This window comes from Georgenia sp. Marseille-Q6866, assembly GCF_965111665.1.
The window spans coordinates 17,956-38,645 of the sequence record NZ_CBCOOR010000015.1; the positions used below are offsets into that span (position 1 = coordinate 17,956).

Genomic DNA, 20,690 nt, shown 5'->3' on the forward strand with positions numbered 1-20,690 from the left:
AGTAGGTTTCGCGCATGGACCAGGCGCCGGGCCCGCACACCTTCCGGGCGGTCAACCTCCAGGGCTGGCTCGATCTCACCTTCCTCCACTGGTCCTACCCGCCGGAGGTCGTGCAGGCGCTCCTGCCGGAGGGGCTGACCGTCGAGACCGTCGACGGCCGGGCGTGGGTGGGGGTCGTCCCGTTCCGGATGCACGCCGTCCGGACACCGGGCCTGCCGCCGCTGCCCCACCTCTCCTCCTTCCCCGAGCTCAACTGCCGTACCTACGTGCGCCACGCCAACGGGACGAGCGGCGTCTGGTTCTTCTCCCTCGACGCCGCGCGCCTCTGGATCGTCGCGGCGGCGCGCGTCCTCGGGCTGCCGTACATGTGGTGCCGTGGGGACGTCGCGGTCGACGGCGACGGCGAGGTGCCCGGCACGGTCCGCTACCGCAGCGACCGACTCGTGCCCTGGCGTGCCCCCGTCCGCCTGCGCGCCGAGATCGAGGTCGGCGCCCCCGTCGACACCGACGACCTCACCCGGTTCCTCAGCGCGCGGTGGTGGGCCTTCAGCCGCCGGGCGGGACGGCTGTGGCAGGTCCCCGTGGCCCACCCGGACTGGCCGCTGCACGAGGCGCGCGCCGTCGTCGTCGAGGCCGGGGACGTCCTGGGCGCGGCCGGCCTGCCCGCGCCGACGGGTGCTCCGCTCGTCCACTTCTCGCCCGGGGTGCGCACCCGTCTGGGGCTGCCCAGGCCGAGCTGACGCCGACGCCCGCCAGTCCCATCAGGTACCGTCACCCCGACACGCCCCCTGTGGACAGAAGGAAGGTAGGCGGTGACAGGTTCCCGCAAGCTCGTGATCGTCGAGTCGCCCGCAAAGGCGCGCACCATCGGCGGATATCTCGGGCCGGAGTTCGACGTCGAGGCCAGCGTCGGACACATCCGCGACCTGCCTCAGCCCTCCGAGCTGCCCGCCGAGATGAAGAAGGGCCCCTTCGGCAAGTTCGCCATCGACGTCGAGGGCGACTTCGAGCCGTACTACGTCGTCGACGCCGACAAGAAGAAGAAGGTCACCGAGCTCAAGCGCGCCCTCAAGGAGGCCGACGAGCTCTACCTCGCCACCGATGAGGACCGCGAGGGGGAGGCCATCGCCTGGCACCTCCTCGACGTCCTCAAGCCCAAGGTGCCGGTCAAGCGGATGGTCTTCCACGAGATCACCAAGGAGGCCATCACCCGGGCGCTGGAGAACACCCGCGAGCTCGACGAGCGTCTCGTCGACGCGCAGGAGGCCCGCCGCATCCTCGACCGCCTCGTCGGCTACGAGGTCTCCCCGCTCCTGTGGCGCAAGGTCCGCCCGCGCATCTCCGCCGGCCGCGTGCAGTCCGTGGCCACCCGGATGGTCGTCGAGCGGGAGCGCGAGCGCATGGCCTTCCGCTCCGCCTCCTACTGGGACGTCAGGGGCACCTTCACCGGCGACGACGGCGGCGGCACCCGCCCCTTCGAGGCACGTCTCGTCACCCTCGACGGCCAGAAGGTGGCCACCGGTCGCGACTTCGGCGACGACGGCCAGCTCACCGCGGCCGCCCGCAAGGGCAGCGTCGTCCACCTCGACGAGGCCACCGCCACGGCCGTGGCGCAGGCGCTTGAGCAGGCTCCCGCGCGGGTCGCCTCGATGGAGACCAAGCCGTACACGCGCCGTCCCGCCGCGCCCTTCACCACCTCCACGCTGCAGCAGGAAGCGAGCCGCAAGCTGCGGCTGAGTGCTCGGGAGACCATGCGCACCGCGCAGGGCCTGTACGAGAACGGCTTCATCACCTACATGCGTACCGACTCCTCGGCGCTGTCGCAGCAGGCGATCGCCGCGGCTCGGGCGCAGGCCACCGAGCTGTACGGCGCGGAGTACGTGCCGGCCAAGCCCCGCTTCTACGCGCAGAAGTCCAAGGGCGCCCAGGAGGCGCACGAGGCCATCCGGCCCGCCGGTGACTCCTTCCGCACCCCCGCCCAGGTGGCCGGCCAGCTCACCGGCGCCCAGTTCCGGCTCTACGAGCTCATCTGGAAGCGGACCGTCGCCTCCCAGATGGCCGACGCCGCCGGCTCCACCGCCACCGTGCGGCTGCGGGCCGACGCCGCCCTGGCCGACGGCACCCGCCAGGCCGAGCTCAGCGCCTCCGGCACCGTCATCACCTTCCGCGGCTTCCTCGCCGCCTACGAGGAGGGCCGCGACGCCGAGCGCTACGCCGAGTCCGCCGCACAGGAGAAGGAGACCCGCCTGCCGCAGCTGGCCGAGGGGGACCCGGTCGGCACCGAGTCCGTCCGCGCCGAGGGCCACGAGACCACCCCGCCGCCGCGCTACACCGAGGCGAGCCTCGTCAAGGTGATGGAGGAGCGCGGCATCGGCCGTCCCTCCACCTACGCCGCGACGATCTCCGTCATCACCGACCGTGGCTACGTCGAGCGCCGCGGCCAGGCCCTCGTGCCGACCTGGCTGGCGTTCTCCGTCGTCCGGCTGCTCGAGGAGTACCTCCCGCGGCTCGTCGACTACGACTTCACCGCCGCGATGGAGACCGACCTCGACCAGATCGCCGCCGGCCAGGAGGACCGTGTCGAGTGGCTCGCGCGGTTCTACCGCGGCGAGGGGGAGCGCGAGGGACTGCGCACCCAGGTCGAGAACCTCGTCGACATCGACGCCCGCGCCGTCAACAGCATCGACATCGGCGAGGGCATCACGCTGCGCGTGGGCCGCTACGGCCCCTACCTCGAGACGGCCGACGAGGAGGGCAAGCGCGCCTCCGTGCCCGACGACGTCGCCCCCGACGAGCTCACGGTCGAGAAGGCGCGCGAGCTGCTCGCCGCCAGCGCCGAGGACGGCCGCGAGCTGGGGACCGACCCCGAGACCGGGCACATGATCATCGCCAAGACCGGTCGCTACGGGCCCTACGTCACCGAGGTGCTCCCCGAGCCGGAGGAGGCTCCCGCCGCCGAGGGCGCGAAGAAGCCGGCGAGGAAGAAGGCCGCACCCAAGCCGCGCACGGCGTCACTGTTCAAGACGATGCAGCTGGAGACGGTGAACCTCGAGGACGCGCTGCGGCTGTTGTCCCTGCCGCGTGTCGTGGGCACCGACCCGGAGTCCGGTGAGGAGATCACCGCGCAGAACGGCCGCTACGGCGCCTACCTCAAGAAGGGCACCGACTCCCGGACCCTGCCCGACGGCGAGGACCAGATCTTCGAGATCACCCTCGAGGAGGCCCTGGAGCTGTACAAGCAGCCCAAGCGCGGCCGCGGGGCCACCGCCAAGCCGCCGCTGCGCGAGCTCGGCGAGGACCCGGTCAGCGGCAAGCCCGTCGTCGTCAAGGACGGCCGCTTCGGCCCGTACGTCACCGACGGCACGACCAACGCGACGCTCCGCAAGGACGACCCCGTCGAGACGGTCACGCCCGAGCGCGCCTACGAGCTCCTCGCCGAGAAGCGCGCCAAGGCGCCGGCCAAGAAGACGACCACCCGCAAGACGCCCACCCGCAAGCCCGCCGCCAAGAAGGCGCCCGCGAAGAAGAAGGCCTGACATGGCGCCGCCCGCGCAGCCGACGATCAACCCGCGACACCTCCTCGTCATGGCGACGGTCGGCGGGCTCGTCCTCGCCACCACCGTGCTCCTGTGGGTCTTCGAGGTCGTGCCGTTCGGGGTGTTCATCGCCGTGGTCGCCGCGGTCATGGTGGGCCAGGCAGTCACCGTCGTCATGCTGCTGCGGGGCGCGAGGGAGCGGGCGAGCCGCGCCGGCCGGCTCCCCGGTGGCACGTCGACCGTCGGGCCGGACAGCCCGGGGGCGCGGTACGGCTACGACCCGATGGGTGACATCGGCCGCGACGGGCGCCGCTAACCTCCTGGCATGACCTCGACGCTCGAGCTGACCTCCGCCCCCGACCCCCTCGACGCGCCCCCGCTGCGCTGGGGCATCCTCGGCGCGGGCGGTATCGCCCGTACCTTCGCCCGCCAGGTGCCCGCGCACAGCAGCGGCCGCGTCGTCGCCGTCGGGTCCCGTGACGGCGCCCGCGCCGCGGCCTTCGCCGCCGAGCACGGGATCGCCCGGTCCCACGAGGGCTACGACGAGCTGCTCGCGGACGGTGACGTCGACGCCGTCTACGTCGCCACGCCGCACAGCGAGCACCGCGACCACGCGCTGCTCGCCATCGCCGCGGGCAAGCACGTCCTCGTCGAGAAGGCCTTCACCCGCAGCGCCGCCGAGGCCCGCGAGGTCTTCGCGGCCGCCGAGGAGCGCGGTGTCTTCGTCATGGAGGCGATGTGGACGCGCTTCCTGCCGCACGTCGTCGCCATCCGCGAGCTCGTGCGCAGCGGCGCCATCGGTGAGGTCGTCGCCCTCCACGCCGACCACGGGCAGCGGCTCGACGGCGACCCCGCCGGCCGCCTGCTCAACCCCGCCCTCGCGGGCGGTGCGCTCCTCGACCTCGGCGTGTACCCGCTGTCCTTCGCCCACGACCTCCTCGGCACGCCCGAGGCCGTCGTGGCCGCCGGCGCGCTCACCGAGACCGGTGTCGACGGCCAGGAGACCGTGCTCCTGCAGTACGCCGGCAAGACACAGGCCGTGTGCTCCTCGACCCTCTGGGCCCGCACGCCCTGCCGGGCCACCATCAGCGGGACCGACGGCGTCATCGAGATCGAGGGCCCCTTCTACGGCGCGACGACCTTCACCGTCACCCGCGGCGACGAGGAGGTCACCGTCCGTCCGCGCCACGAGGGCGGCTTCCAGTACGAGGCCGCCGAGGTGGCTCGCTGCGTCGCCGAGGGGCGGCAGCAGTCGGCGACGATGAGCTGGGACGACACCCTCGCCGTCCTGGGGACGATGGACGAGGTCCGCCGCCAGCTCGGCGTCACCTACCCCGGCGAGTAGCCCCACCACCCTCCTTCCGCCGAGAGCGGGATTCCTCGGCGGAGGAATCCGCTCTCGCGGGATGGGGGCGGCGAGAGCCGGATCTCTCGGGGGCGAGATCCGGGGGTGGGAGGGGCTCGTTAGGCTGGGGCGGTGACGACCCATGCAGCGCCCTGTTCATCGCCCTCGAGGGCGGGGACGGCTCGGGCAAGAGCACCCAGGCCCGGCTGCTGCAGGAGGGGCTCGAGGGCCACGGCCGCGAGGTCGTCCTCACCCGCGAGCCGGGCGGCACGGACCTCGGCCGCACCCTGCGCCGCGAGGTGCTCCACGGCGAGGACCTCGACCCGCGCACCGAGGCGCTCCTCTACGCGGCCGACCGCGCCCACCACGTCCACACGCTCGTGCGGCCCGCCCTCGCACGCGGCGCCGTCGTCGTCACCGACCGGTACATCGACTCCTCGGTCGCCTACCAGGGCGCCGGCCGCGGGCTGGGCCGCGAGGAGATCCGTGAGCTGTCGCTGTGGGCCACCGGCGGCCTGCTGCCCGACCTCACCGTCGTCCTCGACCTCGACGCCGCCACGGCCGCCGCCCGCCGCTCGGGTGAGCCCGACCGCCTCGAGCGCGAGCCGCACGCCTTCCACGAGGAGGTGCGCGCCGGGTTCCTCGCGCTCGCGGACGCGGAGCCGGACCGGTACGCCGTCGTCGACGCGTCCCTGCCCCCGCAGGACGTTCACCGGGCCGTCGTCGCGGCGCTGAGCCCGCTGCTGGGGCTCGTCCGATGAGCGTGTGGGACGACGTCGTCGGCCAGCGCGAGGCGGTCGCGACGCTGCGCTCGGCCGCCGAGGCCGCCCGCGGCATCGCGGACGGCGGTGACTCGCGCGGCACGGGCATGACCCACGCCTGGCTCGTCACCGGCCCGCCCGGCTCCGGACGGTCCGTCGCCGCGCGCGCCTTCGCGGCCGCGCTCGCCTGCACCGACCCCCACGAGGTGGGCTGCGGCCACTGCCACGGCTGCACGACGGCCCTCGCCGGCACCCACGCCGACGTCCAGGTCATCGCCACCGAGCGGGTGAGCTTCAAGATCGAGGACATGCGCCCGATCGTCTCCGACGCCCAGCAGGCGCCCTCCCAGGGTCGCTGGCGCGTCATGCTCATGGAGGACGCCGACCGCATGGTCGAGCGCACCTCCAACGTCCTCCTCAAGGCGATCGAGGAGCCGCCCCCGCGCACCGTGTGGCTGCTGTGCGCCCCGAGCCCGCAGGACCTCATCGCCACCATCCGCTCCCGCTGCCGGACCGTCTCGCTGCGGGTCCCGGCCGCGGAGGACGTCGCCGAGCTGCTCGTGCGCCGCGACGGCATCGAGCCCCGGATCGCCCTCATGGCCGCGCGCGCCGCCCAGAGCCACGTCGGGGTCGCGCGGCGGCTGGCCACCGACCCGCAGGCGCGGGAGCGGCGGCGTGCCATCCTCACCGTGCCGAGCCGCATCCGGGGGGTCGGGGACGCCGTCCTCGCCGCCGCGGACCTCGTCGAGCTCGCCCAGGCCGAGGGCAAGTCCGCCACGGAGGAGCGCGACGCCGCCGAGCGTGCCGAGCTGCTGCGCACGCTGGGCGCCGAGGGCGAGACCCGGCTGCCGCCCGCCGTGCGGTCCCAGGTCAAGCGCCTGGAGGACAACCAGAAGAGCCGCGCCACCCGCGCGCAGCGCGACGTCCTGGACCGCGCGATGGTCGACCTCCTCTCCCTCTACCGCGACGTCCTCGTCGTCCAGCTGGGCGCCGACGTGCCGCTCGTCAACACCGACCTCGAGGCGGAGGTGCGGGCCCTGGCCGCCGACTCGTCCGCCGAGCAGACCGTGCAGCGGATGGACGCCGTCGGGACCGCCCGGACCCGCCTCGCCGCCAACGTCGCACCCCTCCTGGCTGTCGAGGCGATGATGGTCGGGCTGCGCCCGCAGGCGTCCTCCGCCCGCTTGTAGAGTGGCGCCGGTGAGCCGGATCTTGCGCGCGAGCCTCGCCCTCGTCACCGTGACCGCCCTCGTCGCCTGCAGCGCGAACGAGGACCCCGACGACGCCCCCACCGGCTCCGCCACCGAGGAGTCCGGCACCCCCAGGGCCGAGGAGCCGATGCCCGAGGTGCCCGCCGAGCTCGCGGACGTCTACGGGCAGTCCCTCACCTGGGAGGAGTGCGGCAACGGCTTCGACTGCACCGACGTCACCGTGCCCCTCGACTGGCAGGAGCCCGACAGCGAGTCGATCACCCTCGCCGTCAAGCGTCGCGCCGCCGGCGACGAGCCGGTCGGCTCGCTGCTCATCAACCCCGGCGGACCCGGCGGCTCCGGGGTCCAGCTCGTCGAGTCCGTCCCGCTCATGTTCTCCGCCGACCTCCTCGACGGCTACGACGTCGTCGGCTTCGACCCGCGCGGCGTGGGCGCCTCCACCCCGGTGGAGTGCGTGAGCGACGCCGAGCTGGACGAGATGCGCTCGGAGGACTTCGACACGAGCACCGAGGAGGGCGTGGCCGCGTTCACCGAGGCCGCCGACGAGCTCGCCGCGGCCTGCGAGGAGAACAGCGGCGAGCTGCTCGCCCACGTCGACACCGTGAGCGCGGCCCGCGACCTCGACGTCCTGCGCCACGTGCTCGAGGAGCCCCGCCTCGACTACCTCGGCTACTCCTACGGGACCCACCTGGGCGCCGTGTACGCCGAGCTCTTCCCCGACAACGTCGGGCGGATGGTGCTCGACGGCGCGATGGACCCCTCGCTGGGCAGCGACGAGATCGTCCGCGGCCAGGCCGAGGGCTTCGAACGGGCCATCCGCGCGTACGCCGAGGACTGCCTCGCCGGTGAGGGCTGCCCGCTCAGCGGGGACGTCGACACCGCCGTCGGGCAGGTCCAGGACCTCCTCGAGCTCGCCTCCCACACGCCGCTGGAGACGGGCACCGACCGCGAGCTCACCGCCCCGCTCATGTTCTCCGGCATCATCATGCCGCTGTACGACGACGCGTACTGGATGCTCCTCACCTCCGCGCTGGACGCGGCGATGAACCAGCAGGACGGCTCGCAGCTGCTCTTCCTCGCCGACCTCGCCGCCGAGCGCGAGGAGGACGGCACCTACCTGTCGAACTCCAACGAGGCGAACATCGCCATCAACTGCATCGACTACCCCGTCGAGGGTGGCATCGAGGAGTGGCGTGAGCAGGCCGCGGCGCTGGAGGAGATCTCCCCCACCTTCGGGCCGGCGCTCTCCTACGGTGACGTCACCTGTGCCGCGTGGCCCCACGAGCCGCGCGTCGAGCGTGCGCCGGTGAGCGCGGCCGGCGCCGATCCCATCGTCGTCATCGGCACGACCGGCGACCCGGCCACGCCGTACGCGTGGTCCGAGCAGCTGGCCGAGCAGCTGGAGTCCGGCGTCCTCGTCACCTACGAGGGTGAGGGGCACACCGCCTACGGGCGCGCCGGGGACTGCGTGACCGACGCCGTCGACCGCTTCCTCCTCGAGGGCACCGTCCCGGAGGACGGCCTCGTCTGCTGACTTTTGGTCCACGGGGCTCGCCCCGGTACAGTGGTCCGCGCTGCCCCGCGCGGGCCGCGCCGCCTTAGCTCAGTCGGCAGAGCGTCTCACTCGTAATGAGAAGGTCGTGGGTTCGATTCCCACAGGCGGCTCCACCCCCTCCAGCGGACGTACCATGGGCCCTATGGACTATGTCGTGGCGCTCCTTCCTTCCATCGGCCTGGCGATCATCTTCGTCGTCGTGCTGCGCGCCATTCTCTTCGCCGACCGTCGTGAACGAGCGGCAATTCGCGAGTTCGAGAACGAGATGGACAACTCGGCATCGCTTGTCGCTCATGAGGACAATACGACGCGGCGTGACAATTCCGATTCTGCGAATTAGTGTGTGCGCAACGCTATTCGGCAGGGGGTAGCGGGAGCGAACATCGCTGCGGTCCTCAGGGACTGGAAAGTACAGGAAGAGAATCAGATGGTGCAGAAGGTCATGGTCACACTAATCGACGACGTCGACGGGACTCCCGCTGACGAGACGGTCCTCTTCAGCCTTGACGGTGTGAACTACGAGATCGACCTCACGACCGACAATGCCGCCAAGCTCCGCGACGCGCTCGCTCCCTGGGTGGGCCACGCCCGCCGGGCCGGTGGACGCCGCACCGGCGGTGGCGGCGGCGCCCGCTCCGGTCGCCGCTCCAGTGGTGGCGGCAACAGCGACGCCGCGAAGGTCCGCGAGTGGGCCCGCGCCAACGGCTACACGGTCTCCGACCGCGGCCGTATCCCGGCCGAGGTCACCGAGGCCTACGCCAAGGCGAACTGACGCGACCGAGGGCCACGGACCGACCGGTCCGTGGCCCTCGCGCACGTCCACGGGACGAAAGGCACCGCGACGGTGCCGTGCTCATAGGAGATGATGGGGGCATGACCTACACGCTTGTGCTGCTCCGCCACGGCGAGAGCGACTGGAACGCCAAGAACCTGTTCACCGGCTGGGTGGACGTCCCGCTCTCGGAGAAGGGCACCGAGGAGGCGCTGCGCGGCGGTGACCTGCTCGTCGACGCCGGTATCGAGCCGGACGTCGTCCACACCTCCCTTCTCCGCCGGGCCATCATGACGGCGAACCTCGCGCTCGACCGCGCTAACCGTCACTGGATTCCCGTGAAGCGCCACTGGCGCCTCAACGAGCGCCACTACGGCGCTCTCCAGGGAAAGAACAAGAAGGAGATTCGCGAGGAGTATGGCGAGGAGCAGTTCATGCTCTGGCGCCGTTCCTACGACGTCCCGCCGCCGGCCATCGAGGCCGGTTCGGAGTTCTCCCAGGACACCGACCCGCGTTATGCCGGTGAGCCCATTCCGGCGAGCGAGTGCCTCAAGGACGTCCTCGAGCGCGCGCTGCCGTACTGGGAGTCCGACGTCGTTCCGGACCTCAGGGCAGGAAAGACCGTTCTCGTCGCCGCGCACGGCAACTCGCTGCGCGCCATCATCAAGCACCTGGACGGCATCGACGACGACACGATCTCCGGCCTCAACGTGCCCACCGGCATCCCGCTCCTCTACGAGCTGGACGAGAACCTCAAGCCGCTCACGCCCGGCGGTCGTTACCTCGACCCGTCGGCCGCCGAGGCGGCCATCGCGGCGGTCGCCAACCAGGGCAAGTAGCACTGACGCACGACGAAGGGGGGCCGGCTCAGCCGGCCCCCCTTCGTCGTACGTCCGTCAGTGCTCGCCGGCGGCCTCGTCGCGGGCGACGGAGTTCGTGAGGTCGCCCGTGACGAGGTAGCTCGTGCGGCGGGCGACGGAGACGCCGTGGTCCCCGAAGCGCTCGAAGTAGCGGCCCAGGAGCACGCCGTCGACCATCTGCTGCTTGGTCATCTCCACCTCGGGGTCGAGGAGGATCGTGAAGGTCTGCTTGTGCAGCGCGTCCAGGGCGTCGTCGTCGCGCTCGACGCCGGCGGCCAGCTCGAGGTCGCGGGTGGCGAGGAGGTTGCTCACCTGGTGAGCGACCTTCGTCGCTGCCTCACCCATCTGCGCGAAGATCTCCTGCATCGCGGGGCTGGGGGCCACCTCGGGGTAGCGCCCACGCGCCACGTAGGCGATGTGACGGGCGAGGTCGCCCATGCGCTCGATGGTCGCCGACATCCGCAGCGCCGCGATGACGACGCGCAGGTCGGTGGCGACCGGCGCCTGGCGGGCGAGCAGCGAGATGCACTGCTCGTCCAGGCTCCGCTCGATCTCGTCGATCTGCTCGTCGGCGCGGATGACCTGCTCGGCCAGCTGGAGGTCGGCGGTCTGCAGCGCGGTGGAGGCCTTCTCGATCGCGTCGATGACCAGCCGGCTCATCCGCTGGAGGTCCTCACCGACCTGGGCCAGCTCCTGCATGAAGATCTCGCGCACGTTTCGCTCTCCTCGGTCTCGTCGTGATCCCACCGTAGCGTTCCAGGGGTCGGTGAACGACAGGTGGCGCCCCGGTGAACGGTGGGGGACCCGCTCGGACGCACGCTCGTGGCGTCCCCGGGGAGGCTTACCCTCGGACACGTGGAGGGGATCTGGCCGTTCGTCGTCGTCGCGCTCGTCGGGGTGGGCGTCGGCGTCCTCGTGCGCGGCTTCTTCCCGGTGCGGGCGCGTCGCGCGACCGTCGTGACACCGAGCTCGGAGGGCGTGAGCAAGGACGCCCGGGAGCTGCTGCGGGCGCTGCGGTCCACCGTTCTCGTCCTCGACGCGAACGGGGACGTCCTCCAGGCCAGCCCGTCCGCCTACAGCTACGGCCTCGTGCGCTCCGGTCGTGTCGTCCTGCCGGCCGTGTCCGAGCTCGTCGAGCGCGTCCGCGCCGCGGGCCAGCCGCACGACCGGGAGCTCAGCCTGCCGCGCGGCCCGCTCGCCGGCGCGGGCGAGATGATCTTCCAGCTGAGGGTCGTGCCGCTCACGGGCGGCCGGATCCTCGTTGTCGGGGACGACCACACCGCCGCGCGCCGCCTGGACCAGGTGCGGCGCGACTTCGTCGCCAACGTCTCCCACGAGCTCAAGACCCCCGTCGGAGCCCTCGCCCTCCTCAGCGAGACCCTCGAGGAGGCGGCCGACGACCCCGTGGCCGTGCGGCGCTTCACCGCCCAGATGCGGCGGGAGTCGCGGCGCCTGACCGCGCTCGTCCAGGAGATCATCGACCTGTCCCGGCTCCAGGAGCCGGACGCGCTCGTGGGCTCCGAGCTCGTCGACATCGACACCGTCGTCGCCGAGGCGGCCGACCGCGTGCGCGTCGAGGCCGAGTCGCGGCGTATCACCCTCGCGGTCGGTGGCCAGCCCGGCCTGCACGTGTTCGGCGACGCCGACCTCCTCACCACCGCCGTGCGCAACCTCCTCGACAACGCGCTGCGCCACTCCGACCCCCTCGGGCGGGTGTCCGTGGGCGTCGCACGGGACGGGGACAAGGTGCGCATCGCCGTCGTCGACCAGGGCGAGGGCATCCCTCCCGCCCAGCAGGAGCGGATCTTCGAGCGCTTCTACCGCGGCGACCCGGCCCGTGCCCGCCGCACCGGCGGGACGGGTCTGGGCCTGAGCATCGTCAAGCACGTCGCCGCCGACCACGGCGGTGAGGCGGAGGTGTGGTCCAAGCCCGGCGCCGGGTCGACCTTCACGCTCGTCCTCCCGCTCGCCGACCCACCGACGGCGGCGTCCCCCGCCGCCACCGCCCCGACCCCAGGAGTACCGAGACAGTCATGACGACGATCCTGCTCGTCGAGGACGAGGAGTCTTACCGCGAGCCGCTCACCTACCAGCTGGAGCGGGACGGCTACGAGGTCGTCGCCGTCGACAACGGCCTGGACGCGCTGCCCGCCTACGAGCGCGCGGCGCCCGACCTCGTCCTCCTCGACCTCATGCTGCCCGGCATGTCCGGGACCGAGGTGTGCCGCGAGCTGCGCCGGCAGGGCAACACACCCGTCATCATGCTCACCGCCAAGGACGACGAGTTCGACAAGGTGCTCGGCCTCGAGCTGGGCGCCGACGACTACGTCACCAAGCCGTACTCCTACCGCGAGCTCCTCGCCCGCGTCCGGGCGGTCCTGCGCCGCGGGACCGAGCCGGCCGGGGAGGAGACGGCGGGCGTGCTCGAGGTCGGCCGCGTGCGGATGGACGTCGGTCGCCACGAGCTCCTCGTCGACGGCGAGCCGGTGCGGATGCCGCTGCGGGAGTTCGAGCTCCTCGAGGTCCTCCTGCGCAACGCGGACCACGTCCTTACCCGCGGCCAGCTCATCGACCGGGTGTGGGGAGCCGACTACGTCGGGGACACCAAGACCCTGGACGTCCACGTCAAGCGCATCCGCGCCAAGATCGAGCCCGACCCGTCCGTGCCCGAGATGCTCCTCACCGTGCGCGGCCTCGGGTACAAGCTCGTCGCACCCGAGCGGACCCCGTAACCTGTCGTGAGCTGCTGGAGGCCTCAGCGACACGACAGGGGACGGGATGACCAAGGGCACGGGACGACGGATCGCGGCCGCGACGGCAGTCGTCGCGCTCACCGCCGCCGGGTGCGGTAGCGACGGCACGTCGATCGCCGGCGCCGGCGCCTCCTCCCAGGAGATCGCGATGCAGGCGTGGCTGGCCGGGCTGCACGACCTGCAGCCCGAGATCCTCGCCTCCTACGACCCCACCGGCTCCGGAGCGGGCCGCGAGATGTTCATCACCGGCGCCGTCGACTTCGCCGGCTCCGACGCCCACCTCGACGACGAGGAGGTCCGCGAGGCCGAGGAGCGCTGCGAGGGCGGGGAGGTCCTCGAGCTGCCGCTCTACATCTCCCCGATCGCCGTCGCCTACCACCTGCCCGGGCTGGACGTGGAGCACCTCCAGCTCGCGCCGGAGACGATCGCCGGGATGTTCGACGGCCGCATCCAGCGGTGGGACGACCCCGCCATCATCGCGACGAACCCGGGCGTCGAGCTGCCCGACCTCCAGGTCGTGCCGGTCAACCGCTCCGACGACTCCGGCACCACGGAGAACTTCACCGAGTACCTCGCCGAGGCCGGCGGCGGCGCGTGGCCGCACGAGCCGAGCGGCACCTGGCCGCGCTCGGGCACGCACTCGGGCCAGCAGAACGTCGGCATGGTCTCGACGCTCGAGGCCGCCGAGGGGACGATCGGCTACGTCGACGCCTCCCAGGTGACCGAGCAGCTCGGCACGGTTGCGGTGGGGGTGGGCGAGGAGTTCGTGCCCTTCTCCCCGGAGGCCGCGGCCGCCGTCGTCGACGCCTCGCCGCCCGCTCCGGGCGCGAGCGACACCCGGCTCGTCATCGAGCTGGACCGCGACACCGACGCTCCGGGCGCCTACCCGGTGGTCCTCATCTCGTACACGATCGCCTGCACGCGCTACGACAGCGCGGAGAAGGCCGACTCGGTGCGTGCGCTGCTCAGCTACATCGCCAGCGAGGACGGCCAGGCCCGCGCCGCGTCACCGGAGGTCGCGGGCGCTGCGCCGATCTCCGCCGACCTGCGCGAGCGCGTCATGGCCGCCGTCGACCGGATCGAGGGTCCGGCCGCCGGCTGACGCCGGTCACGGCACGTAGTCGGCGTACTGCGGGAGCGTCGAGTCGAGGACGGGCACGTTCGCCGAGACGGTCCCGAGGCCGGTCGCCTCGACGAGCCCCTCGGCGTTGGCGCCCGGCGCGACGGGCACGGCCGGCACGACGACGACCTCGTCGACGCCGAGCAGGACCTGGCCGGTGGCCGGGACGGGGACCTGGATCCCGCCGTCGCCGATCGTCACCGACATGACGACGTCCTCCTGGCTGTCGTTGACGAGGGAGCCGAAGACCTGGCCCTCGCCGCCCTCCTCCTCGGACAGGACCATGAGGTTCTCGGCCCGGATCTCCTCGGTGATCTCGACCCTGACGCCGTCGCCCGGGTTGTACGGCTCGGCGGTCTGGATCGGGGTCATCACGCTGCAGCCGGCGACAAGCGCGGAGGCGCCGACTACTGCGGCGCCACGAAGCAGGTGGTGGATGCGGGCCAAGACGGTCTCCTTCGTCGACGTGTCCCCCCAGGCTACCGGGCCGCGGGCCCGGTCCGCGCGGTCGCCCCGCGCGATCCGGGCCACGTGTGCGGACTGGCCGGCACCGGTGCAGAGGCCGCGCAAACCCGCGGAATGGCGCCGTTTCCGCGTGCTAGAATGGGTACTCCTCGCGACCAAGGAGCATGACCACTATGACCTTCACCGTCGGTGAGACCGTCGTTTATCCCCACCACGGAGCCGCCCTCATCGAGGCGATCTCGAAGAAGGTCATCAGGGGCGAGGAGAAGCTCTACCTCAAGCTCCGCGTGGCCCAGGGCGACCTCACCATCGAGGTGCCCGCGGACAACGTCGACCTCGTCGGGGTGCGTGACGTCGTGGGCAAGGAGGGCCTGGAGAAGGTCTTCGAGGTGCTGCGCGCGCCCTACACCGAGGAGCCGACGAACTGGTCGCGGCGCTACAAGGCGAACGTCGAGAAGATCGCCTCCGGTGACGTCATCAAGGTCGCCGAGGTCGTGCGTGACCTGTCCCGCCGCGACCAGGACCGCGGCCTGTCGGCCGGGGAGAAGCGCATGCTCGCCAAGGCCCGCCAGATCCTCGTCTCCGAGCTCGCTCTCGCCGAGCGCACCGAGGAGGACAAGGCCGAGGCCATGCTCGACGACGTCCTCGCCTCCTGACCCACGTGCACTGCGCCGCGGTCCTCACGGCTGCCGGCTCCGGCACCCGCCTGGGGCACACCCTGCCCAAGGCGCTCGTCCCGCTCGCCGGGACCCCGCTCCTCGTCCACGCCGCGCGTGGGCTGGCGGCCTCCGGTGTGGTCGACGCCGTCGTCGTCACCGCGCCTGACGGGCACCTCGATGAGGTCGCCTCGCTGTTCCCGGGTGGTCGCGTCCCGGGCAGCGAGGTCCCCGTCCGCGTGGTCGTCGGTGGCGCCACCCGGCAGGCCTCCGTCGCCGCCGGCCTCGCCGCGCTCGACGACGTCGCCCCCGCCTGCGAGGCCGTCCTCGTCCACGACGCCGCCCGCTGCCTCGCCGGTCCCGAGCTCGTGCGCCGCATCGTCGCGGCGCTGGAGGTGGGGCACGGCGCCGTCGTGCCCGGCGTCCCGGTGACCGACACCGTCAAGCGCGTGGTGGATCTGCCGGGCGGCGGCGCGCGCGTCGTCGAGACGCCCGAGCGGTCCACCCTGCGGGCCGTGCAGACGCCGCAGGGCTTCTCCCGCGAGCTCCTCGAGCGGGCGCACCGCCTCGGTGCCGAGCGCGCCGACGACGAGACCCGCGCCGTCTCGGACGACGCGGGTCTCGTGGAGGCGCTCGGCGAGGAGGTCCTCCTCGTGCCGGGCGAGGCGGCGGCGCTGAAGATCACGACGCCCGCCGACCTCGAGCTGGCGGAGCGGCTGCTCAGTCGGTCCTGACGACCCGGGTGCCGCCGGCGAAGTTGTCGTGCCAGCCCTGACGGGTGGCGGTGTTGCCACTGATCGTCACCATGATCGCGATGACGGCGGCCAGGGACAGCAGGTTCCCGATCCAGCCCAGCATCGGGACGACGCCGAGGATGCCGATGGCCGTCCACGCGTTGCGCTTCAGGGCCTCCGCCGTCGTGGGGTTGCCCCCACCGGCGCCGACGGTCCTGATCCTGAGCAGCATCTTGCCGAGCGTCTGCCCGCGGCTGGACTCGAGGAGCACGAAGTAGGCGACGGTGATCGCCGTGGTGACGACGGTGACGAGCGCCAGCGTGCCGTAGTCGACCCGGCCGGTGGTGAGGATGCTGGTGTAGGCCGACGCGCCCAGGATCCAGCCGATGATCCCGTTGACGATGCCGATGAGGATGAAGTCGACGAGCCGCGCGAGGAAGCGGGAGCCGAGCTCCGCGGGCTGGCCGGCCCGGGAGAAGCCGGGAGCGGGCGGGGCGTAGTAGGGCTGCTGCTGGCCGTACGGTGCCTGCCCGGCGGGGGGCTGCTGGCCGTACGGGGACTGCTGGCCAGGCGTTCCTCAGCGGGCGACGAGGGCGGTCGCGACGGCGAGCAGCCCCTCGCCGCGGCCGGTGAAGCCGAGCCCGTCCGTCGTCGTCGCCGACAGGCTCACGGACGCCCCGAGGGCCCGGGACATCGCCTCGGCGGCCTCCTCGCGGCGGCGGCCGATCCGCGGGCGGTTCCCCACGACCTGGACGGCGACGTTGCCGATCTCGAAGCCCGCCTCGCGGACGAGAGCCGCGGTGGCGGAGAGGAGCTCGGCGCCGGACGCCCCGGCCCAGCGCGGGTCGGAGGTGCCGAAGCGGGAGCCGAGGTCACCCAGGCCAGCCGCGGACAGGAGCGCGTCACACGCCGCGTGCGCGGCGACGTCGCCGTCGGAGTGTCCCTCCAGGCCCACCTCGCCCGGCCACTCGAGGCAGGCGACGTGGAGCGGACGGTCACTGCCCTCCGGGGCGAAGGCGTGGACGTCGGTCCCGATCCCGGTGCGCGGCAGCATGGTCGTCAGGGTAGCGAGGCTCAGGCCGGGGGCGGCTCGTGCAGCGCGCTCTCGCTGCGCACCTTGACGCGGACCGGCAGGAGGAGGAGCAGGCCGACGGTGAGCACCGCGACGACGCCGAGGATGCCCCAGTACTCGGAGTCGGCGATGCTCTGGCCGGTGAGGGCGGCACCGATGCTGATCGCGAGCGCGAAGCACATCGGCGCGAGGAAGCTCACCGCCCGCCCGGTGGTGGCGTACAGGCCGAACATCTCGCCCTCCTTGCCCTTGGGGATGAGGCGGGCGAGGAAGGTGCGGGAGGCGGACTGGGCCGGGCCGACGAAGACGCACAGGGTGAGCCCGAGGCACCAGAAGGCGACGGCGCCGCGGTCGTGGAGGGCGAAGACGCCGATCCCCGCGAGGATCATCGCGACGAGCGAGCCGACGATGACGCGCTTGGGACCCAGGATGTCGTCCAGTGCCCCGAAGGCGATCGTCGCGACCCCCGCGACGAGGTTCGCGGCGACCCCGAAGATGATGACCTCACCGGGCTCGAAACCGAAGACCGTCGACGCGACGATGCCGCCGAAGGTGAAGACCCCGGCCAGGCCGTCCCGGAAGACGGCGCTGGCGGCGAGGAAGAAGACGGTGTGGTGGTCCTGGCGCCACACGTTGCGCACGGAGCGGAAGAGCAGGCGGTAGGAGCCGACGACGCCGAGCCGGGGCAGGCGCTCGCGGGCGGAGCGGTCGTCGCGGATGGTGAGGAGCACCGGCAGGGAGAACAGGAGCGTCCAGCCGGCGCAGAAGAGCATCGCCACGCGCACGTCCATGCCGTTCTCCGAGGTGATCCCGAAGAGGCCGACGTCCGGGCTGATGAGGCCGAAGTAGACGACGAGGAGTAGGACGATCCCGCCGATGTACCCCAGGCCCCAGCCCAGGCCGGAGATCCGGCCGATCGTCCGCGGCGTGGAGATGTCGTTGAGCATCGCGTAGTAGTTCACCGAGGCGAGCTCGAAGAAGACGTTGCCGACCGCGAGCAGGGCCAGCCCGAGCCACAGCCTGCTCGGGTCCGGCGTGACGAGGAAGAGCGACGCGGAGATGACGACGACGGCCATCGTGTTGGCGGCCAGCCAGAAGGTCCGCCGTCCGGAACGGTCCGAGCGCAGTCCTGCGACGGGTGCGCAGACGGCGATGAGCGCGCCCGCGCCGGCCAGCGCCCAGCCCAGCTTCTGGGAGGCGCCCGGGCCGAAGAGCTCCGCGTTGACGATGTACACGGTGAAGACGAAGGTGGTGATGACGGCGTTGAAGGCCGCCGACCCCCAGTCCCACAGGCTCCAGGCGTAGACGGGCCAACCGAAGCCCCGGCGGCGCCGCGTGGGGCGTGGTGTCACGGGCAGTGTGGTCACCTGGCTGACGTTATCGCCCCACGGTGACGTCCGGCACCGCGGCGTCCGGGCCCCGCGCCGGTAGCCTGGGGCACGTGAGCCTGCGACTTCATGACTCCGCCACGCGGTCGGACCGCGAGCTGGTGCCCCTCGTCCCCGGACGGGTGAGCATCTACCTCTGTGGCGCCACCGTCCAGGGGGCGCCGCACGTGGGTCACCTGCGGTCGGCGATCGCCTTCGACGTGCTCGCCCGGTGGCTGCGCCGTCGGGGCCTGGAGGTCACCCTCGTCCGCAACGTCACCGACGTCGACGACAAGATCCTCACCAAGTCCGCCGAGGCCGGCGTCCCCTGGTGGGCGTGGGCCTACCGATTCGAGCAGGAGTTCACCGCCGCCTACGACGCCGTCGGGGTGGGGCGGCCCACCTACGAGCCGCGCGCGACGGGTCACGTGACCGAGATGGTCGCCCTCATCGACCGGCTCGTCGAGCGCGGGCACGCCTACCGGGGCGAGGGCGCCAACGTCTACTTCGACGTCCGCTCCTTCCCCGAGTACGGCGGGCTCACCCGCCAGCTGCTCGAGAACATGTCGACCCTCGACGAGGAGGAGGCGGGCGACAAGCGCGACGCCCGCGACTTCGCCCTGTGGAAGAACCCCAAGGACGGCGAGCCCGCCTCGGCCGCCTGGGACACCCCCTACGGGCGCGGGCGGCCCGGCTGGCACCTCGAGTGCTCGGCCATGGCCCACCGCTACCTCGGGGAGAGCTTCGACATCCACGGCGGCGGCATCGACCTGCGCTTCCCGCACCACGAGAACGAGGTGGCCCAGTCCCGCGCCGCCGGCTATGACTTCGCCCAGCACTGGATGCACAACGCCTGGGTGACCGTCGGCGGGGAGAAGATGAGCAAGTCGCTGGGCAACTCGCTCGTCGTGTCCGCCGTGCTCGAGCGGGTGCCGGCGGTCGTGCTGCGCTTTGCGCTCGGGACCGTCCACTACCGCTCGACGGTGGAGTTCTCCGACGACTCCCTCGCCGAGGCGACGAGCACCTGGGAGCGCCTCAGCGGCTTCATCACCCGCGCCGTCGAGCGCGTGGGGCAGGTGCCCGCCGAGGAGGTGACGGGCCGGCCGATCTCCGCGCTGCCGCCCGCCTTCGTCGCCGCGATGGACGACGACCTCAACGTGTCCGCCGCGCTCGCCGCCGTCCACGAGCAGGTGCGGACGGGCAACAACGCCCTCGCCGCGGGCGAGGACAGCGTCGTGTGGCAGGCCCAGCTCCAGGTGCGGTCCATGCTCGACGTGCTCGGGCTCGACCCGCTCGCCGCGCCGTGGGCCACCGCGGCCGGTTCCGACGACTCGGCCCGTGAGGCGCTGGACGTGCTCATGCCCGTCGTGCTCGCCGAGCGCGCGGACGCTCGCAAGGCCAAGGACTGGGCCCGCGCCGACGCGCTGCGCGACCAGCTGCAGGCGGCGGGCATCATCATTGAGGATTCACCCGACGGTGCCAGATGGCAGCTGGGGACGAGAGGAGGCCGTTGATGGCCGGGAACTCCAAGCGCCGCGGCGCAGTACGCAAGGCTGGATCGAAGAAGGGGGCGACGGTCGGCAGTGGCGGCAAGGGCCGCCGGGCGCTCGAGGGGCGCGGGCCCACGCCCAAGGCCGCCGAGCGGCCCTACCACCCGGCGGCAGCGCGCAAGGCGGCTGCCGAGAAGCGGGAGGGTCGTGGCGCCCCCGCGCGCAAGCCGGCGGCGACCAAGTCGAGCACCGGGCGCGAGCTCGTGGCCGGCCGGAACGCGGTTCTCGAGGCCGTGCGGGCCGGCATCCCGATCGACCACGTCTACCTCGCGGCCCGCGTCGACTCCGACGAGCGTCTCGGCGAGGTGCTGCGCACCGTCACGGCTCGCAACACCCCGCTCCTCGAGGCGAGCAAGAGCGACCTCGACAAGCTCACCGACGGCGGCAACCACCAGGGCATCGCGATCCAGGTGCCGCCCTACGAGTACGCCGGCCCCTCCGACCTCCTCGGGCGCTTCCCGGGCAGCGCGCCGCTCATCGTCGCCCTCGACGGCGTCACCGACCCGCACAACCTCGGGGCGGTGCTCCGCTCCGCCGGGGCCTTCGGTGTGGACGGTGTCCTCGTCCCCGAGCGCCGCTCCGCGGGCGTCACCGCCACGGTCTGGCGCGTGTCGGCCGGTGCCGCCGCCCGCGTGCCCGTGGCCCGGGCGACGAACCTCGTGCGGGCGCTGCAGGACTACAAGAAGGCCGGCTGCTTCGTCGTCGGGCTCGACGGCGAGGCGCCCACGACGGTGGCCGAGCTCGAGCTCGCCACCGAGCCGCTCGTCGTCGTCGTCGGGTCCGAGGGCAAGGGCCTGTCGCGGCTCGTGCGCGAGACCTGCGACGCGATCGCCGGCATCGAGATCTCCTCGAGCGTGGAGTCCCTCAACGCCGCCGTGGCGACGGGCATCAGCCTCTACGAGATCGCCCGCATCCGCGCCACCCGCTGAGCGC

General features: G+C 72.6%; 21 protein-coding genes, 1 tRNA gene and 1 pseudogene. 18 read left to right on the forward strand and 5 right to left on the reverse strand.

Annotated features, from left to right (window positions below):
* Positions 1–14: 14 nt before the first annotated feature.
* The 11 genes from ACWPXV_RS13035 (at position 15) to ACWPXV_RS13085 (ending at position 10,019) form a co-directional block, all read left to right on the forward strand.
* Complete coding sequence (locus ACWPXV_RS13035) at positions 15–740, forward strand: YqjF family protein (protein WP_454085610.1); 726 nt, start codon at positions 15–17, stop codon at positions 738–740.
* A 72-nt stretch (positions 741–812) separates the two neighbouring features.
* Complete coding sequence (gene topA / locus ACWPXV_RS13040; RefSeq protein ID WP_454085611.1) at positions 813–3,536, forward strand: type I DNA topoisomerase; 2,724 nt, start codon at positions 813–815, stop codon at positions 3,534–3,536.
* Position 3,537: 1 nt separating this feature from the next.
* On the forward strand, positions 3,538–3,852 hold the full coding sequence (locus tag ACWPXV_RS13045; protein WP_454085612.1) for a hypothetical protein: 315 nt from the start codon (positions 3,538–3,540) through the stop codon (positions 3,850–3,852).
* A gap of 9 nt (positions 3,853–3,861) precedes the next feature.
* Positions 3,862–4,881, forward strand: coding sequence for a Gfo/Idh/MocA family protein (locus ACWPXV_RS13050; RefSeq protein WP_454085613.1), 1,020 nt, complete (start codon positions 3,862–3,864; stop codon positions 4,879–4,881).
* 209 nt (positions 4,882–5,090) lie between these two features.
* The gene (gene tmk / locus ACWPXV_RS13055) at positions 5,091–5,642 is read left to right on the forward strand and encodes a dTMP kinase (protein WP_454085679.1); all 552 of its coding nucleotides are present in this window, start codon (positions 5,091–5,093) and stop codon (positions 5,640–5,642) included.
* Positions 5,639–6,832 carry a DNA polymerase III subunit delta' gene (locus tag ACWPXV_RS13060; RefSeq protein ID WP_454085614.1) on the forward strand — a complete coding sequence of 398 codons (1,194 nt, stop codon included), beginning with the start codon at positions 5,639–5,641 and terminating at the stop codon, positions 6,830–6,832. Before tmk ends, ACWPXV_RS13060 begins: the two co-directional genes overlap by 4 nt.
* Positions 6,833–6,842: 10 nt before the next feature.
* Positions 6,843–8,387 (forward strand): alpha/beta hydrolase, encoded by a 1,545-nt coding sequence (locus tag ACWPXV_RS13065; RefSeq protein WP_454085615.1) that lies wholly within the window; start codon positions 6,843–6,845, stop codon positions 8,385–8,387.
* A gap of 58 nt (positions 8,388–8,445) precedes the next feature.
* A tRNA-Thr gene (locus ACWPXV_RS13070) sits at positions 8,446–8,521 on the forward strand.
* A gap of 29 nt (positions 8,522–8,550) precedes the next feature.
* Positions 8,551–8,748 (forward strand): hypothetical protein, encoded by a 198-nt coding sequence (locus tag ACWPXV_RS13075; protein WP_251839858.1) that lies wholly within the window; start codon positions 8,551–8,553, stop codon positions 8,746–8,748.
* Between the two features lie 87 nt (positions 8,749–8,835).
* The gene (locus ACWPXV_RS13080) at positions 8,836–9,180 is read left to right on the forward strand and encodes a histone-like nucleoid-structuring protein Lsr2 (RefSeq protein ID WP_251839857.1); all 345 of its coding nucleotides are present in this window, start codon (positions 8,836–8,838) and stop codon (positions 9,178–9,180) included.
* A 101-nt stretch (positions 9,181–9,281) separates the two neighbouring features.
* Positions 9,282–10,019 carry a phosphoglyceromutase gene (locus ACWPXV_RS13085; protein WP_454085616.1) on the forward strand — a complete coding sequence of 246 codons (738 nt, stop codon included), beginning with the start codon at positions 9,282–9,284 and terminating at the stop codon, positions 10,017–10,019.
* A gap of 57 nt (positions 10,020–10,076) precedes the next feature.
* Here the strand turns inward: ACWPXV_RS13085 and phoU are convergent, their stop codons facing one another.
* Entirely contained in the window at positions 10,077–10,754 is a 678-nt protein-coding gene (phoU, locus tag ACWPXV_RS13090) for a phosphate signaling complex protein PhoU (protein WP_454085617.1), read from the reverse strand.
* Positions 10,755–10,895: 141 nt separating this feature from the next.
* On the opposite strand from phoU, the gene ACWPXV_RS13095 reads away from it, so the two are divergent.
* The 3 genes from ACWPXV_RS13095 to ACWPXV_RS13105 are packed head-to-tail and all read left to right on the forward strand — an operon-like array spanning position 10,896 to position 13,895.
* Positions 10,896–12,077, forward strand: coding sequence for a sensor histidine kinase (locus tag ACWPXV_RS13095; protein ID WP_454085618.1), 1,182 nt, complete (start codon positions 10,896–10,898; stop codon positions 12,075–12,077).
* On the forward strand, positions 12,074–12,772 hold the full coding sequence (locus tag ACWPXV_RS13100) for a response regulator (RefSeq protein WP_454085619.1): 699 nt from the start codon (positions 12,074–12,076) through the stop codon (positions 12,770–12,772). Before ACWPXV_RS13095 ends, ACWPXV_RS13100 begins: the two co-directional genes overlap by 4 nt.
* A 46-nt stretch (positions 12,773–12,818) precedes the next feature.
* Positions 12,819–13,895, forward strand: coding sequence for a phosphate ABC transporter substrate-binding protein PstS (locus tag ACWPXV_RS13105; protein WP_454085620.1), 1,077 nt, complete (start codon positions 12,819–12,821; stop codon positions 13,893–13,895).
* Between the two features lie 6 nt (positions 13,896–13,901).
* On the opposite strand, the gene ACWPXV_RS13110 is transcribed toward ACWPXV_RS13105, so the two are convergent.
* Positions 13,902–14,360, reverse strand: a complete 459-nt coding sequence (locus ACWPXV_RS13110; RefSeq protein WP_454085621.1) for a hypothetical protein — start codon at positions 14,358–14,360, stop codon at positions 13,902–13,904.
* Positions 14,361–14,551: 191 nt separating this feature from the next.
* Here ACWPXV_RS13110 and ACWPXV_RS13115 point away from each other — a divergent pair, with 191 nt between their 5' ends.
* Both ACWPXV_RS13115 and ispD read left to right on the forward strand, forming a co-directional pair.
* On the forward strand, positions 14,552–15,034 hold the full coding sequence (locus ACWPXV_RS13115) for a CarD family transcriptional regulator (RefSeq protein WP_251305239.1): 483 nt from the start codon (positions 14,552–14,554) through the stop codon (positions 15,032–15,034).
* Between the two features lie 5 nt (positions 15,035–15,039).
* The gene (gene ispD, locus ACWPXV_RS13120; RefSeq protein ID WP_454085622.1) at positions 15,040–15,768 is read left to right on the forward strand and encodes a 2-C-methyl-D-erythritol 4-phosphate cytidylyltransferase; all 729 of its coding nucleotides are present in this window, start codon (positions 15,040–15,042) and stop codon (positions 15,766–15,768) included.
* On the opposite strand, the pseudogene ACWPXV_RS13125 reads toward ispD, so the two are convergent.
* The 3 genes and pseudogenes from ACWPXV_RS13125 to ACWPXV_RS13135 form a co-directional block, all read right to left on the reverse strand.
* Positions 15,755–16,213: pseudogene (locus ACWPXV_RS13125) on the reverse strand (RDD family protein); the annotation flags it as partial. The gene ispD and the pseudogene ACWPXV_RS13125 overlap by 14 nt on opposite strands.
* Positions 16,214–16,345: 132 nt before the next feature.
* Entirely contained in the window at positions 16,346–16,822 is a 477-nt protein-coding gene (gene ispF, locus ACWPXV_RS13130) for a 2-C-methyl-D-erythritol 2,4-cyclodiphosphate synthase (protein ID WP_454085623.1), read from the reverse strand.
* Between the two features lie 20 nt (positions 16,823–16,842).
* Complete coding sequence (locus ACWPXV_RS13135) at positions 16,843–18,207, reverse strand: MFS transporter (protein ID WP_454085624.1); 1,365 nt, start codon at positions 18,205–18,207, stop codon at positions 16,843–16,845.
* Positions 18,208–18,281: 74 nt separating this feature from the next.
* Between ACWPXV_RS13135 and cysS the strand changes: the two genes are divergently transcribed.
* A complete protein-coding gene (cysS, locus tag ACWPXV_RS13140; RefSeq protein WP_454085625.1) occupies positions 18,282–19,721 on the forward strand; it encodes a cysteine--tRNA ligase in 1,440 nt (479 codons plus the stop codon).
* Positions 19,721–20,686, forward strand: a complete 966-nt coding sequence (rlmB, locus tag ACWPXV_RS13145; protein ID WP_454085626.1) for a 23S rRNA (guanosine(2251)-2'-O)-methyltransferase RlmB — start codon at positions 19,721–19,723, stop codon at positions 20,684–20,686. Before cysS ends, rlmB begins: the two co-directional genes overlap by 1 nt.
* Positions 20,687–20,690 lie beyond the last annotated feature (4 nt).

Excerpts from the sequence above, each read along its gene's own strand:
- ACWPXV_RS13050 (WP_454085613.1), top strand. The coding sequence starts at position 3,862 with ATGACCTCGACGCTCGAGCTGACCTCCGCCCCCGACCCCCTCGACGCG.
- ACWPXV_RS13105 (WP_454085620.1), top strand. The coding sequence starts at position 12,819 with ATGACCAAGGGCACGGGACGACGGATCGCGGCCGCGACGGCAGTCGTC.
- ACWPXV_RS13035 (WP_454085610.1), top strand. The coding sequence starts at position 15 with ATGGACCAGGCGCCGGGCCCGCACACCTTCCGGGCGGTCAACCTCCAG.
- ACWPXV_RS13085 (WP_454085616.1), top strand. The coding sequence starts at position 9,282 with ATGACCTACACGCTTGTGCTGCTCCGCCACGGCGAGAGCGACTGGAAC.
- ACWPXV_RS13080 (WP_251839857.1), top strand. The coding sequence starts at position 8,836 with ATGGTGCAGAAGGTCATGGTCACACTAATCGACGACGTCGACGGGACT.
- ACWPXV_RS13075 (WP_251839858.1), top strand. The coding sequence starts at position 8,551 with ATGGACTATGTCGTGGCGCTCCTTCCTTCCATCGGCCTGGCGATCATC.
- ACWPXV_RS13115 (WP_251305239.1), top strand. The coding sequence starts at position 14,552 with ATGACCTTCACCGTCGGTGAGACCGTCGTTTATCCCCACCACGGAGCC.
- ispF (WP_454085623.1), bottom strand. The coding sequence starts at position 16,822 with ATGCTGCCGCGCACCGGGATCGGGACCGACGTCCACGCCTTCGCCCCG.
- rlmB (WP_454085626.1), top strand. The coding sequence starts at position 19,721 with ATGGCCGGGAACTCCAAGCGCCGCGGCGCAGTACGCAAGGCTGGATCG.
- ACWPXV_RS13060 (WP_454085614.1), top strand. The coding sequence starts at position 5,639 with ATGAGCGTGTGGGACGACGTCGTCGGCCAGCGCGAGGCGGTCGCGACG.
- ACWPXV_RS13045 (WP_454085612.1), top strand. The coding sequence starts at position 3,538 with ATGGCGCCGCCCGCGCAGCCGACGATCAACCCGCGACACCTCCTCGTC.
- ACWPXV_RS13100 (WP_454085619.1), top strand. The coding sequence starts at position 12,074 with ATGACGACGATCCTGCTCGTCGAGGACGAGGAGTCTTACCGCGAGCCG.